General features: G+C 42.1%; 11 protein-coding genes. 2 read left to right on the forward strand and 9 right to left on the reverse strand.

What is annotated here, in order from left to right:
- Window positions 1-16 precede the first annotated feature (16 nt).
- Window positions 17-2,782 (reverse strand): DNA polymerase I, encoded by a 2,766-nt coding sequence (gene polA / locus MF4642_RS14535; RefSeq protein ID WP_078426678.1) that lies wholly within the window; start codon window positions 2,780-2,782, stop codon window positions 17-19.
- Between the two features lie 162 nt (window positions 2,783-2,944).
- On the opposite strand from polA, the gene MF4642_RS14540 reads away from it, so the two are divergent.
- Window positions 2,945-5,641, forward strand: coding sequence for a DUF2339 domain-containing protein (locus MF4642_RS14540; protein ID WP_078426679.1), 2,697 nt, complete (start codon window positions 2,945-2,947; stop codon window positions 5,639-5,641).
- Between the two features lie 48 nt (window positions 5,642-5,689).
- Here the strand turns inward: MF4642_RS14540 and MF4642_RS14545 are convergent, their stop codons facing one another.
- Both MF4642_RS14545 and MF4642_RS14550 read right to left on the reverse strand, forming a co-directional pair.
- Window positions 5,690-6,613 carry a mechanosensitive ion channel family protein gene (locus tag MF4642_RS14545; protein ID WP_004692251.1) on the reverse strand — a complete coding sequence of 308 codons (924 nt, stop codon included), beginning with the start codon at window positions 6,611-6,613 and terminating at the stop codon, window positions 5,690-5,692.
- 9 nt (window positions 6,614-6,622) lie between these two features.
- Window positions 6,623-7,435 (reverse strand): hypothetical protein, encoded by an 813-nt coding sequence (locus MF4642_RS14550; protein WP_078388703.1) that lies wholly within the window; start codon window positions 7,433-7,435, stop codon window positions 6,623-6,625.
- 114 nt (window positions 7,436-7,549) lie between these two features.
- On the opposite strand from MF4642_RS14550, the gene gspE reads away from it, so the two are divergent.
- Window positions 7,550-9,037, forward strand: coding sequence for a type II secretion system ATPase GspE (gene gspE, locus MF4642_RS14555; RefSeq protein ID WP_010325954.1), 1,488 nt, complete (start codon window positions 7,550-7,552; stop codon window positions 9,035-9,037).
- A 47-nt stretch (window positions 9,038-9,084) separates the two neighbouring features.
- Here gspE and MF4642_RS14560 read toward each other — a convergent pair whose 3' ends face one another.
- The 6 genes from MF4642_RS14560 to MF4642_RS14585 all read right to left on the reverse strand — a co-directional run bounded on the left by MF4642_RS14560 (window position 9,085) and on the right by MF4642_RS14585 (window position 14,006).
- Window positions 9,085-9,678: a hypothetical protein gene (locus MF4642_RS14560; RefSeq protein ID WP_078426680.1), complete on the reverse strand. Its 594-nt coding sequence runs from the start codon at window positions 9,676-9,678 to the stop codon at window positions 9,085-9,087.
- Between the two features lie 103 nt (window positions 9,679-9,781).
- Window positions 9,782-10,207: an organic hydroperoxide resistance protein gene (locus MF4642_RS14565; RefSeq protein ID WP_005400731.1), complete on the reverse strand. Its 426-nt coding sequence runs from the start codon at window positions 10,205-10,207 to the stop codon at window positions 9,782-9,784.
- Window positions 10,208-10,551: 344 nt separating this feature from the next.
- Window positions 10,552-11,376 carry a carbon-nitrogen hydrolase family protein gene (locus MF4642_RS14570; protein WP_010325957.1) on the reverse strand — a complete coding sequence of 275 codons (825 nt, stop codon included), beginning with the start codon at window positions 11,374-11,376 and terminating at the stop codon, window positions 10,552-10,554.
- Window positions 11,377-11,399: 23 nt separating this feature from the next.
- The gene (gigB, locus tag MF4642_RS14575) at window positions 11,400-11,921 is read right to left on the reverse strand and encodes an anti-anti-sigma factor GigB (protein ID WP_004692241.1); all 522 of its coding nucleotides are present in this window, start codon (window positions 11,919-11,921) and stop codon (window positions 11,400-11,402) included.
- 112 nt (window positions 11,922-12,033) lie between these two features.
- Window positions 12,034-13,002: an RsbU family protein phosphatase GigA gene (gene gigA, locus MF4642_RS14580; protein ID WP_078426681.1), complete on the reverse strand. Its 969-nt coding sequence runs from the start codon at window positions 13,000-13,002 to the stop codon at window positions 12,034-12,036.
- A 98-nt stretch (window positions 13,003-13,100) separates the two neighbouring features.
- The gene (locus tag MF4642_RS14585) at window positions 13,101-14,006 is read right to left on the reverse strand and encodes a VacJ family lipoprotein (protein WP_078426682.1); all 906 of its coding nucleotides are present in this window, start codon (window positions 14,004-14,006) and stop codon (window positions 13,101-13,103) included.
- Window positions 14,007-14,602 lie beyond the last annotated feature (596 nt).

The raw sequence follows: 14,602 nt of genomic DNA on the forward strand, positions 1-14,602 counted from the left end.
GGAAGGAGCAAATCTTTTAGTGGGCTTCATCCCAGTTTCGACCTTTGCCGACTTCAACCAACAATGGCACAGAAATTTGCAAAACAGATTGCATCACGTCTGCCAGTTTCGAAGCCAGTTCATCAGCAATACTTTCATCGACTTCAAAAACCAATTCATCGTGTACTTGAAGTAGCATTTTGGCTTGATTTTTAGGCAGCATTTGATCAACTGCAATCATCGCCATTTTAATAATGTCCGCAGCAGAACCTTGCAGCGGTGCATTAATTGCGGCACGTTCAGCCGCTTGTTTGATCATTTTATTGCTTGCCATAATATCGGGCGTATACAAGCGACGGCCTAAAATGGTTTCGACAAAACCTTGTTCACGTGCAATTTGACGGGTACGTTCCATATAGTCGAGCACGCCCGGATAACGTTGGAAGTATTTCGCAATATAGCCACGCGATTCTTCGCGGCTAAAACCGAGTTGACGGGTTAAGCCAAACTCAGACATGCCGTAGAGTAGACCGAAGTTGACGGCTTTGGCCTGACGACGTTGGTCTGAAGTAACATCTTCAAGTGCGACACCTAAGACTTCAGCCGCTGTACGACGGTGTACATCTTGCCCATGATTAAAAGCATCGACCAAGGCTTCATCTTGTGAGAAATGCGCCATTAAACGCAGTTCAATTTGTGAATAATCGGCTGCCAAGAGCACGCGACCTTGTGGTGCAATAAAGGCTTTACGAATTTGACGGCCAATTTCCTCACGCACAGGAATATTCTGTAAGTTGGGGTCGGTCGAAGACAGACGACCAGTTGCGGTCAGTGCTTGGTGGTAACTTGTATGTACACGATGGGTATCACTGTTGGCTTGTTTTAATAAGCCATCGGTATAGGTGCTTTTTAGTTTGGATAACCCACGATAGTCCAAAATTAGCTCGGTAATTGGGTGGTCAATCTTTTCTAAAACACTTTCAGAGGTACTGTACTGACCCGTTGCGGTTTTTTTGCCGCCCTTAAGTCCGAGTTTATCAAACAGAATTTCACCGACTTGCTTCGGCGAGCTGACATTGAAACTTTGTCCTGCCAGTTCGGTAATTTGGCTTTCAAGGTTGGCCATGGTATTGGCAAACTCAACACCAAGTTGGTCAAGGAAGCCTAGATCCAATTCAATGCCATTTTCTTCCATGATGGTCAGGACACGGGCAACTGGCATTTCGACATTGTGCAAGATATTGACCAGTTCGGGATGCTTTTGTAGTTTGGCATCGAGCACTTCAAACAGTCGATAGGTCACATGGGCATCTTCAGCTGCATAGTGCGCGGCGGTTTCGATCTCAATTTGGTTAAAGGTTTTTTGTTTTGCGCCTTTACCTGCCACCTGTTCAAAGGTCGTGGTTAAGTGGCTGAGGTAGAGACGCGAAACGTCGTCCATCCCGTGACGAGTCGCCACAGCATTGAGTACATAAGATGCCAACATGGTATCGAAATACCAGCCTTTTAGTTCAATGCCATGATTTTCTAAGACATGCGCATCATATTTCAAATGATGACCGATTTTCTGAACCGATTCATCTTCTAAAATAGGTTTAATTTGCGCCAAGATCTGTTCACGATCTAGCTGCGCAGGTGCATTTTCATAATCATGCGCAAGTGGAACGTAATACGCATCTTGCGCATCGAACGCGACCGAGAAACCAACAATTTGTGCTACGCGATAGTCTAAACTGGTGGTTTCGGTATCAAAGGCAAAACGTTTTTCTGTACTTAAACGTTTGAATAATTGAGTCCACTGTTCTGCACTGAGCACAGTATGGTAATTCGCTTGCCCCAGTTGGTCATCGACGCTGCTTTGAACGGCCTGATCTTCTGTATTGATGACGGTTTCAGATTGTGCTGATTTGGCAATGTGTTGCGTCGCTTGTTTGTAGGTTGCACTATTGGGATTGTTTGGATGATCGAGCGATTGTAACTGCTGGCGGAATTCCAGTTCGGTATACAGTGAACGTAAGGCTTCAGTATTTGGATCTTGGAGTTTAAGATCGTCAAAGGTCAGTCCTGTCTCTAAGTCACAGACAATACTTGCCAGTTGATGATCAAGCGCAATGCCATCAGCATGTTCTTTGATGTTTTGACCGACTTTGCCTTTAATTTTATCGACATTTTCTAAAATGCCACCAATTGAGCCGTATTCTGTTAACAGTTTTGCCGCAGTTTTGGCGCCAACACCTGGAACACCCATAATGCCGTCAGAGGCATCGCCCATTAAGGTCAGATAATCAATAATTTGGTTTGGCCACACCCCAAACTTTTCAAACACACCATTCACATCCATGGGCTTGTCTTTAAAGCTGTCTTCTAAGGTGACTTTATCGGTTACCAACTGTGCCATGTCTTTATCGCCTGTGGAGATCAGCACTTGCTGTCCTGCGGCTTCCGCACGTTTGGCTAAAGTCCCGATGATGTCATCTGCTTCTGCACCTGGCAGCATGTATAAGGGGATACCTAAAGCACGAATTAAGGCATGCAAGTATGGAATTTGTTCTGATAATTCTTCAGGCATACTTGGGCGGTCACCTTTATAAATCGGTGATAGCACATGACGAAAAGTTGGTTCTGGCGTATCAAAAATGACTGCCATATGTGTTGGCTGGGTACGACGCATCAGTTTTTGGATGGCAGAAATTGCCCCACGAATTGCATTGGTATGTAAGCCAGTTGACGTGGTGAGCGGTGGCAAAGCATGAAAAGCACGAAATAAAAAGTATGAGCCATCGACCAAGACAAATGGTGGCATTGCAAGATTCCTTATCCAAATAACCCGTTTATTGTACGTGATTTTGATGCAGAACAAAGTGTATTGATGTACCGATTGGCATAGATGGTTACGGTTATCCGCTTAAAGATGTACCACAAGCTGATGTATTATTTGAAGATGAGAAAAAGAGATCGAGAACGGATGCAAACTGGACAGCGTGAAATTCGCATGATGTGGTTAATGGGGCTCACAATTGTTGCTATTGCAGCATGGTTTTTGGCCGTACCGCTGTTGAGTGCATTGTGCGGCATCGCTTTGATCATGAGTGTCATGCACTATGTTGATAGCATTGAACATCCCAGTGCGAGGTTGGCAGAACAACGGGGTATTGCTTTTCAGCCAACGTCAAAAGTGCCGCTTTACCTCGCTGCTTTCGTCATTTTAATCGGCATGGTGGGGCAATGGGGCGGACTCATTGGATTGGGGATCAGTGGTTGGTTGTTCTTTTTCTTTCGTTGGTTACGTCGCCTAGAATATCTATTGTTATCCGTGCAAGCACAGCCACATCAGGTGATATCTGACCGATTCCCAAAATCTGAAAACGCTCCCTCTTTACCCACTACTCTAAACAACACAGATGATTTAAGTCTCAGTGAGCAAGTGAAACGCTGGCTTTGGCAGGGCAATCCTGTCTTAAAAGTTGCGATTGTGATACTGCTGATTGGGCTTATTTTATTATTACGCTTTGCCACCGAACATTGGCAGTTGAGTCTCGCTGTTAAGCTGAGCCTCGTTGCTGCGGTAAGTGTGGGCGTTGTGATCTTTGGTTATGTGCTTCGGCACAAAAACCGCAGTTTTGCCTTGGCTTTGGAAGCGCTTGGACTGTCAGGCTTATTTTTGACTTTGTTTTTTGCTTACTACAACGGTGTGATTGCAAGTTTAGCGACTGCGAGCCTGTGCTTTGTGGTGGTGATGACGGTTACACTTTGGCTCAGTTTAAAACAACAGTCGATTGAGCTGGCGTTGATGGCGATGATCATTGCATATTTGGCGCCTTTTACCTTGCCTGTACGGAATGCCACTGCGATAGAGTTGGTAGCCTATTATTTGGTCATCAATATTGCGGTCGCGGTTTTAAGCACGTTCAGGCCGTGGAAAGTCCTTAACCAAATTGCTTTTTTAATGACGGTGGTCGTAGGCGGCGCTTATGCCTTTTATCAGGGTAAAGCATCAGAGCGAGGCATGCTGGCCGTGTTGGTTTTGGCACATAGTGCGGTCTTTATTTGGTTGAGTTTTCGTTATAGTCAACTGTTGGCGCGTGAGGATTTAACTCAGTTTAAGTTAAAACCGATTTTGGATGTGGCTTTGATTTTTGCTGCCCCTATTGTTGCTTTTGCTTTTTTGTATGTGATGTATTTTGAGGAAACGATTTGGCAGGCAGGCTTTAGTCTGAGTTTTGCAGCGCTCTATGCCATGCTTTATCAACTGCTAAAAAGAACCCATAGCGTTGAGCTGATTGCGCAAAGTTATCTCAGTTTGACTTTGGTCTTCTTGGCACTGATTCCCCCTATTTTACTGCCTGATCAGTGGGGTGTGGTGGGTTGGAGTATTGAGGGTGCACTGATCTTTATGTATGCCTTATATCGAAACTCTGCCCTGAGTCGTTATTTGGCGATGGGCTTATTGGCCATGGCAGGGCTCTCAAGCCTGTACTATGTGGTGGAGCTTAATCGTTTTCCAACGGAAGTCTATTGGGCGCTATGTCTGAGTTATTTTGCTGTGGTTGCCGTTGCCAACAGTGTAGAGCGCTTTAGACAACAGTTGTCTTTTGCCACCATTGCCTTTTTTTGCTTACAACTGCTTTCAGCGACCAGCATGTTGTTTATCCTACTTTTGGATGAAATCGACAGTAAAAGTCAGGTAACGATGGCACTGCTGATTATTGTGCTTTTATATACAGTACTGAATGAATGGTTGCTCTACCGCAAAGCCAGTTGGTCATGGCTATTACCCAAATGGATTGGCCTGATTCCGCTGTATGCCGTTGCCTTCATTTTCTTGGTGGGATTGAGCCATGATGGCATCATTATGTGGTCGTCTGGTTTAGATCGCCTCTTCTTTGCTTTAACAAGTGGATTACTCACGTTGCTGTGGTTGCGCCCGTTACAGGGCGTAGAGGATGAGCAGGAGTGGGTGAGTTTGGGGGCTTTACTGAGTTTAGCGCTGACCAGCTTAACCCTCATTCCAAGTATGCCGTATTTGAGCATGGTCATTTTACCGCTGGCCTTTGCTGCATGGTGCTACACACAACCGACTCAAACGCGATGGAGACAGTTTTGGCAAGCACGCAATACCTTAGTGCTCATGTTGTTTTGGATCGTGTGTTCTCAGATCTTTAGCCAACAAGCTTTTGCAGGGTACTGGTTACCCATTTTCAATCCATTCGACTTAGTTAGTATTGCGATGCTGATTGGTTTCATTTGGATGCTGAATTTACAAATGAAAGCGGGTTTGGAAAAAAGTCTGGGTGCCATTTTGATGATGTCGAGTCTACTTTGGCTCAGTAGTTATGTGGTGCTGCGTGCGCTGCATGTCTATTTTGCAACACCCTATAATGACTGGAAAATGTGGGAAAACGCCTTGGTGCAACTGAGCTTTACTTTGCTTTGGGTCAGTTTGGCGTTCATTTGCATGCTGACAGCAACCAAACGTAATTTGCGCTCACTTTGGATTTTTGGTGGCTGTATTTTGGTATTGGTGACATTGAAATTAGTCTTGTTTGACTTATCTCACATTGGGACACTCACCCGCGTGATTTCATTCTTAGGCGCAGGTTTGGTGATGTTGATAATTGCGTATATTGCACCGATGCCTGAACTTGAGGAAAACACCAATTAAACAAGTTCAGCTCCTTATGTCTGGATTTATATAAGGAGCTGAGACGATTTATTTGATGTTCGGTTCTCGTTTCAAGGCTTGTGCATTGGCATATTGATCAATTTCTTCATTGGATAAAGGACGCGAAAGCGGATGATCGACAAAGCCCATTTTCGGCACAGGAATTTCGATTTGGTTATCTAAGAAACCATTACGAATACGTTCCTGCATTTCATCACGCACTTGCAAAAAGTGTTCTTGCTGACACCATACGGCAAATAATAATTCAATCGAGGACTCACGAAAGGCGGTGACGGTGACGGCAGGTTTAGGGTCTGCAAGCACCAAAGGATATTTATTAGCCACATCAATCAGCACTTCACGTACTTTAATGATGTTCTCATGAAAGTTAATGGCTAGGGTGATTGGAATACGCCGTATTGGAAACTTAGAGAGGTTATGAACTGGGGCTCGAATCAGTTGTTCATTCGGTAGTCGTACATAAATGTTGTCCTGAGTGAGTAACTTAACCGAGAGGAGGTCAATTGAAATGACTTCACCTTCAATGGTATTGCCACGAATAAGGGTGATTGAAATGGTGTCACCAATTTCAAAAGAACCTTCACCAATCAGGAACAATCCACTGATTAAGTTGGATGCTGAGGTTTGTGAGGCAAAACCCAAAGCAACCGTCAAAATACCTGCGGCGCCTAAAAATACACTCAGTTTAAAACCAGCTTCTTTGAGACTGGCCATCACAAAAATTAGGAAAATAAAGTAAAAAATACCACGACGCCAGACCAGCCGTTGGTGGGCGTTAAACTTGGTGCCAATGGTTCGGATAAATGTATTTGAAACCAGACGTGCCAAGAGAAACCCAACAAAACACAGCACTAAGGCAATTAAGATTTCCGTTAGTCGTTCTGTATTGATGTTGGTAAAAATGCCTTTTAGGCTACTGGTAATTTCTTGGGGAATATTTGAGTTTGGCATATTTCCCCCTTAGAAGAATGAATCAAACATATTAAATAACGCACTCGCCGAAGAGCGAGGTGGATGTACATAAATCACTTTGCCTGCATGCGGAGGCGTACGGTTCTCGATACGGATTCGCGGTGGCCGATCGGCGCCTTCATGTAAGACTTTAATTTGCGATGTCCAAAGTCGATCCGTACTTTCACTATAAAATAAAGGCAGGGCTGAAACAGGTACGTTCATGCGGTCAAAACGCAGTTGTAAATGGCTGGTGTTGTGGAACTCAATGGGCGTCACTGCACGAAATGCACGTGGTTTGAGTTGATGCAATTCAGTTCGACCATCGACAGCCGTAGCGTAGGCAATTTCACCTGTACGGTGGTTTGGCCCAAACCAAGTTTCTTTGGGTAAAATCACAGGAATATCAAATAGGGGATCGCGCTGACCTTGAATAAAACCCGAAATCCATAATGGAGTGCTGATATACAGCGTCCCGCGCTGACCCGCTGGAATATAAATCGGATCGACAGGTTTAATCACCACTGAACGATCGGCCAAACGTGGCATCAGCTGAATCGTATGATGGGTGTTTTTAAACATGTAACGTTTAATTTCAACGGGTTGTGGAAAGGCGAAATGTGGGTCTTCTATCGCATGCCATTTTTGCTCATAGTCATATTGAACTTGAGGACGATGAAACTCTAAACGCCACTCTTGTAGACCGCGGGTGAGGCGAAAAAGTAATGAGCCGAACTGCCACGCACGGGCTTGATTCAACTCAAAGTTGTATTCCCCCCACCATTTTAAATTGGGGCTATCCGATTCAAACAGTTCATTCATATTAGGCAACAGCACATTTCCTTATATTGCAAATCAGTGAAAAACAGACTTCACGCTGTCATATGCTTAGAGTACACTCAAAATAATATTTTTCATCATTATTATAATTTTAAGATGCAAGTGCTTAAACAATTACAAATTCCCTATAGTTTTGCGAAGCGTCATGGCGTGCTGTTACGTTACGAAGGCGATCAAGCCTTTATTGTGCGCCGTGAAAGTACCCCGTTGTTGGCTTTGCAAGAGGCACGTCGTTTTTTAGGTGTGGCAGCACAACATCAACTGTGTAGTGATGAAGAATTTCACCAGCTTTTAAGCAGTAGTTATGCTGGGGATAGTGGCGAATCACAACAAGTGGCCGCAGGTTTAGAGGATCACCCCGATTTACTTAGTTTAGCCGACCAAGTGCCTGAAGCTGAAGATCTGATGGATCAAGAAGATGATGCTCCAATTGTTCGTTTGATTAATGCGTTATTGTCTGAAGCCATTCGTGTTGGCGCATCTGATATTCATATTGAAGCCTTTGAAAAGAAACTATCGGTGCGTTTACGTGTCGATGGGCAATTACGTGAAATTGTGCAACCACGCCGTGAACTAGCACCGCTGTTGGTGTCTCGTATTAAAGTCATGGCAAAACTGGATATTGCGGAAAAACGGATTCCGCAAGATGGGCGTATTTCACTGCGTTTAGCTGGGCGTGAAGTCGATGTGCGTGTTTCGACTTTACCCTCATCACATGGCGAACGTGTGGTGATGCGTTTATTAGATAAACAAGCCGGTCGTTTGAACATGACTCATTTGGGCTTATTGAAACCTGACTATGAACGCTTGACTCAATTGGTGCATCGTCCACACGGGATTATTTTGGTCACAGGGCCGACAGGTTCGGGTAAAACTACAACGCTTTATGCGGCACTTTCGGACCTCAATGATGGTTCGAAAAATATTTTGACCGCAGAAGACCCGATTGAATATCAACTGGAAGGAATTGGGCAGACGCAAGTCAACACCAAAGTCGATATGACTTTTGCGCGAGCCTTAAAAGCCATGCTGCGTCAAGACCCAGATGTAGTCATGGTGGGTGAAATCCGTGACTTGGAAACGGCTGAAATTGCGGTCCAAGCATCGCTCACAGGGCATTTGGTTTTATCTACACTGCATACCAATACGGCCATTGGTGCGGTGACCCGTTTAAAAGATATGGGCATTGAGCCGTTTTTGCTGTCGAGTTCTTTGATTGGTGTCATTGCACAGCGTTTAGTGCGAACCTTATGTAGTCACTGTGTGACATGGCATGAAGCCGATACTTTTGAAACACAACTGTTTCAGCATTTGAATCCAAAAGCAGAACTTCAGTTACCTCAACCGAATGGCTGTGAACGTTGTTCACATACAGGTTTTACAGGGCGGACGGCGATTTATGAAATTGTCGCTGTGGATGATCAGATGCGTCGTTTAGTTCATGGCAATGCCGCTGAATATGAATTAGAAAGTTATGCCCGACAACACTCAGGCTCTATTCGTGATGATGGTTTGCGTAAAGTGTTGGCTGGGAAAACCACACTGGAAGAAGTATTACGTGTGACCAATGAAGCGGCAGAGTAATGAGTGAAGCTAAAGATTAAATTTAAAAAATCCAATTTTAGAGGGGTTCATTTATTTTGAAATTGAGAGTCTTTAAAAAATGCAAGTTCCAAAGCTCTATATTCCGTAATGTCATAACCAACTTTTTGTTTCATTAACTCAAAAAATGCTGTAAATGCTTTTTCATTTTTTAGCTCTTCGATAAGATTTAAATACTCAATATAAGCTCTGGGCTTTTCTAGTCTATATTTATGTGGTTCTACATCGTTTAGAAATCTAAAAACACGGCTGTCCCAAATCGCATATTGCTTTGGGTTTATAAAATGTAAGAGTTTTGATGTACCAACAAGTGAATTGTTAAAGGTAGTTTTTAGCGTTGTAAGTTGTTGTTCATCGATAAGTTTGCCTTTTTTGACTTCATTTAAGATGAAGAGAACTTCTTCTGTATTTTTAAGATTTAGCGCTTTTAGGATCGTGGGCATCCAAGAGTAAGTAAAACTTATTCCGATAACCAAATTCTCTAAATTGATAGATTCTAAATTTTGAAAGTAATTTAAAAAATAAGGATAGGAAAGGAGATAATTTTCTTCAGTCGATTTAAAATTATTTGCAATATTAGTCAGTTGAAGAAAAGTTTCATCATTTGATTTGTCACGTTTCATTTTAGGTGTTTTTCTACATTCTTTAAGTCAATATAGAATATTTGAATAAATTAAATCCACCTAAAAATTAGTCTTTATTTTTAAGTGGATGTTCATTTAAAAATTAAACAATCACATTCAACGTCACATCAATATTGCCACGCGTTGCATTTGAATAAGGACAAACAATATGTGCTGCATCCACTAATTTTTGCGCTTCTGCTTGCTCTAAACCTTCTAAATGAATGTTCAAGGTCACTTGAATACCAAAACCTGTTGGAATAGGGCCAATACCAACATCACCTTCGATATAAACATCAGGTGTAATTTTTAATTGGTCACGGTTAGCAACAAACTTCATTGCACCTAGAAAACATGCAGAATAACCTGCGGCAAAAAGCTGTTCAGGGTTCGTTCCACCACCTGCGCCGCCCATTTCTTTAGGAACGGTGAGTTTTACATCTAAAATTCCATCAGAAGAGGTTGCGCGACCATCACGGCCACCTGTCGCTTTAGCATGTGCTGTATAAACTACTTTTTCTAAAGACATTGTGATTCCCTGAATATTGTATTTGAGTTCTTATCCTGTCCTAAATTGCAGAAAGAATAAGCAGTGTTTTTGTAAATTTATACAGAGAATGCTTGCGATTAAGTTGAGGGTTTAGTTAATTAAAAATCAATGATATAGAATCCTATTATTGTTTTTTAACATTCGCAATCAGGGCTTGTCGATGTGAATGAAAACTGAGAGCGATTCGAGTGATTATTAATTTTAAAGATAAATTAGAGTCATGTATTTTATGAGAGCTAGAGCTACTCCATGAAAGAGCAGTAGTGAATCAATATGAAGTTTTTGTGCGAAGAATAACCTTGTCTTAAACGATCGCAGCGTGATTAAAACTGCACTAATTTTCGGTGTTGCATTAACGGCATGCTTTCACGAATTTGAACTTGTTCCGCCAAGTCAAACGGTACCGTAATCAACTGTGCACCCGGGTTAAGAATTAAATCCAAAACTTGACCACGGCTATTGGTTGCTGCTGCATGTCCCCAAGTTTGTCTCTTTTCACCATGCCAACCTTGTTGCGCTGCGCCTAACACGATGCTTTGGCTATCCATCGCACGGGCTTGTAATAATAACTGCCAGTGCATTTGCCCCGTGGTGTAAGTAAATGCAGCAGGAGCAGTCAAAATATTTGCACCACGCGCGCGTAAAGTTAAAGCCAATTCAGGGAAGCGTAAGTCATAGCAAACCATCAAGCCAATATTACCAAAAGGCGTTTTTGCCACAACGACATCTGTACCAGGTTCAAAAAACTTCGATTCTTGGTAGCCACCCACAGCATCGCCAACTTGTACGTCAAACAAATGAATTTTGTCATAACGTGCTTCAGTACGTTCAGGGCTAATGCAAAGACTGACTGTACGAACACGACCATCCTCAATAACAGAACCATCTGGACGGAACGGGCATGGGAGAGTACCCGCGACGATCCAGATCTGATATTGATGAGCAAGATTTTCTAAACGCTTTTGAATGTCTTCAAACTGTGCTGCTGTCTCACGTTGTTTGCCTGCAGCAAAACAAACGAAGTTTTCTGGAAACACAATAAGTTCAGCACCATTTGCTTTACTTTGTTGAATGAGAGACTCAATAACAAGGAAGTTTGCTTCGATGTCATTTTGAGAGTTCATCTGTGCAACAGAAAGTAAAGTCATAAATGGGCCTACAAAATTTGTTGTTATGCGTTTTGTTGCTGTGACACTTGATCGAGGCTGTCTTGTTCTTTTTGCAACTGTTTGACCAAAGGTTCAAACATATTTTGATTACTTTGATTCAGTTCCATCAAAGTCTTATGCGCATCTAGTACGGTGTTTAACATATTACGATGTGTAATGTGCTCTTCCATCAGTTCGAGGGTACAAACGTTTGGATCGCCACAGTAGTTTAAAATCACAAAAACCTGCCCTAGCCCCATACTGTTGGCTAAGGTAGTGATATCAGAGTTGGTGGACAACATGACAGCTTGGATATTATGGATCTGTTTAAGCTTTAAGCCTAACTTAGCCAAAATGCCTAACACCGTGCTGTCGATGAATGTAGTTTGGGTTAAATCTACGATTGCACCAACAACATTTGACTGTTGTTCAATACGGTTTAAAAGTTTGTCTAGACTGATACAAGATTGGGCACGCACTTCGCCAATAAGCTTAAAAATATGCGTTCCATTCAAGCTTGCATATTCAACATGACCTGTTGACATATAAATGCCATTTGCAGAGAAGGATAGGAAATTATCCCATAGGGTAAATACTTACTCAAGTATCTAACAGTCTTAGAAGATAGGATATTGTAATAAGTTATTGATAATTTGATTAATTCATTCGACGTAAACTTAAAATGGCAATATCGTCTGCAACATGCTCTGGTGCTTCAAAGGATTGATTTTGCAAATGATAGACCAATTGTGTGAACTGATCATTCAGTCCCCCATTGAAAGGTTCGAGTGCGCCATCGGAACAAATAATGAAGCGGGCATGACGGTTGAGTACACATTCATGCTCTTCAACTTCCAGTTCTTCAGTAAGGCCTAAAGGAAAACTACTGGTATGTAATATTTTAGGAGCTTGATTTGGCTCAAAGATAATTGCGGGGGGGTAATGTCCTGCACTCGACCAGCGAAGTTGATGGGTTTCGAGGTTTAAAATCCCTGCAATCATAGTGATGTGCTTTTCAATATTCTCTTGCACTAACATACCATTCAGTTTTTTAATGAGTTCACGCGGTGTTTTGGCACGACCATGAAAAGCCGCCATCCAAGAGGTTAATAAACTACTGGTGACCCCATGACCGGATACATCAGCCAAATAGAACATCACTTCTTTATCGCTAATTTTCCAATAATCAAACCAGTCTCCAGACAAATAAGCAGAAGGCTGAAAAAACGTTTCAACGGTGTAGTTTTGGAGCTCTATAGGGTTTGGTAAAAGTCGCTTTTGTAACTCTGCTGCGGAAGGCAGATCGCGACTGTCTTGATTACGCTTATATTGCGCATCAATTTTGAGTAAGGATTGCTGTGGATTGCTGGGGAGTTTATTCCACATCCAACCTGCTAAAGCACCGAGTTCCCATGCTTGGGCTAAAGCACTACCTTCATTTTCAAAGGCAAGGACAATGGTGGGCAGTGTCCATTTATAATCTAAATAATCTTGGATATCGGCAATAGCAATAATAGTCGGGTCATAAAGATCAAGGTCTTCTATGCGAATCATTTGCACACTTGGTAGTGTGTCTAGCACCTGTTCTAAATATGGAATATGGCGAGAGGGTTGAATGAAATACATAAAAAAAGTGGCTTATCCTTAGCATTAAGCTATTGCTTTACTATAACAAGCAAATTACAGCTAGAGAAAAAAAATTCAACTCTAGCTGCAATACATTGTTATTCCGTATCTAACATTTGATGCGATTCATTGGTTGATGGAGAGCTAGAAGAATCATCATCACCGACCTCATCAATGAACATTCCTTCAGCTTCTTGGCCTTTTTTCTCAGCAATAATGAAGTTTTTACGTTGTAAATAAATATCACGAATTGAGGAATATTTGTCGCCTTGAATCGCACCCTCAATATCAATCAGTTGTGATCGCACATCAATACCACGTAAAGTCTGTTCCGCCCAATACAGGCCTTCTTCATCTTCTAATATGTATCTTTGTGGGCGTGCATAGCCGTCAATAACCAAGCCAAAGCCATCACGGAAAGTACTTGGCCCAAAAACAGGAAGTACTAGGTATGGGCCAGATGGAACCCCCCAATAGCCGAGAGTCGTACCAAAGTTTTCATCTTCAGTTTCTAAACCCAAACGCGAAGCAGGATCTGCAAAACCTAAAGTAGTTACCGTATTAATGGTAAATCGACCTAAAGTTTTTGCGGCGCGGCCAGGACGACCTTGTATAAGTTGGTTTACCGCATTCCAAGGTTCACCGAGGTTTTTACGGAAGCCACTATAAGAGTCACGAATCGGTGAAGGGATCTTTTCTTTATATTCCACCGCAATTGGGCGAACGATCGCACGGTCTAAAGCATCATTGACGGCAAAAATTTGTCTATTTAAAGGTTGAAGTGGATCTTTTACATTATCAGGTTGTGCCGCATTGGCATCTACTTTTAAATCTTTTGCTTTAATATTCTTTAATTCTTTAAGCGAAGAAGAAGATTGGGCTGTTTGCGGATCAGCACTGGTATCTATTTCGCTGGCAGCTGTAGGCGCTACATCTTCAGCAAATGCAAATGTTGTAAAGCCTACAAAGAGTAGACCAGCACATAAGTGGCGAATGTGTTGCATATAAAAGAGTTCCGGAACTTTATAATCAGCAGGTGAATTAAAAAAATAATCTTTTAACTATCTTAACAGCTCTTTATTGCTCATTGTTAAATCAAATTTTAAGAAATGTTAGTAAAAAAGCGACATTTTGCTGAATAAGTAAACAAGTGAGAGTTTTTTTATAAATAATTGAGGGAAGGGGGTTGTGTTGGGTTGGGAATACTGTAGAATGCACATCCATCGGCGGTGATGTTGATTAAAACTTGTTGAGAAACAAGGGTTTAGCCCAAGCGGTAGAATCTGAGAGTCTTGAGTAAGTTTAAAAATAATTAACAAAACCAGTTGACTTTCTCTGGAAAGAGAGTAGTATAGCCGACCTAGCTTGCTGATGACGAATCAGCAAGAAGATCATTAAGAGATTATGAAGAACAACTTGTGTGGATTTTTACTGATTGATCGATCGAAAATATTTCATTGATTGAATGGTAAAAATTACTCGAAGTTTATTTGAGAAATATTTGTCAGAAAATTGATGAGCCAAGATTTGTAGCCATAAGCTACTAATGATTTTTAACTGAAGAGTTTGATCATGGCTCAGATTGAACGCTGGCGGCAGG

It is taken from the genome of Acinetobacter sp. MF4642, from assembly GCF_002018925.1.
Lineage (GTDB): Bacteria > Pseudomonadota > Gammaproteobacteria > Pseudomonadales > Moraxellaceae > Acinetobacter > Acinetobacter johnsonii.

Coding starts and splice junctions, on each gene's coding strand:
- polA (WP_078426678.1), bottom strand. CDS start 2,782: ATGCCACCATTTGTCTTGGTCGATGGCTCATACTTTTTATTTCGTGCT.
- MF4642_RS14540 (WP_078426679.1), top strand. CDS start 2,945: ATGCAAACTGGACAGCGTGAAATTCGCATGATGTGGTTAATGGGGCTC.
- MF4642_RS14545 (WP_004692251.1), bottom strand. CDS start 6,613: ATGCCAAACTCAAATATTCCCCAAGAAATTACCAGTAGCCTAAAAGGC.
- MF4642_RS14550 (WP_078388703.1), bottom strand. CDS start 7,435: ATGAATGAACTGTTTGAATCGGATAGCCCCAATTTAAAATGGTGGGGG.
- gspE (WP_010325954.1), top strand. CDS start 7,550: ATGCAAGTGCTTAAACAATTACAAATTCCCTATAGTTTTGCGAAGCGT.
- MF4642_RS14560 (WP_078426680.1), bottom strand. CDS start 9,678: ATGAAACGTGACAAATCAAATGATGAAACTTTTCTTCAACTGACTAAT.
- MF4642_RS14565 (WP_005400731.1), bottom strand. CDS start 10,207: ATGTCTTTAGAAAAAGTAGTTTATACAGCACATGCTAAAGCGACAGGT.
- MF4642_RS14570 (WP_010325957.1), bottom strand. CDS start 11,376: ATGACTTTACTTTCTGTTGCACAGATGAACTCTCAAAATGACATCGAA.
- gigB (WP_004692241.1), bottom strand. CDS start 11,921: ATGTCAACAGGTCATGTTGAATATGCAAGCTTGAATGGAACGCATATT.
- gigA (WP_078426681.1), bottom strand. CDS start 13,002: ATGTATTTCATTCAACCCTCTCGCCATATTCCATATTTAGAACAGGTG.
- MF4642_RS14585 (WP_078426682.1), bottom strand. CDS start 14,006: ATGCAACACATTCGCCACTTATGTGCTGGTCTACTCTTTGTAGGCTTT.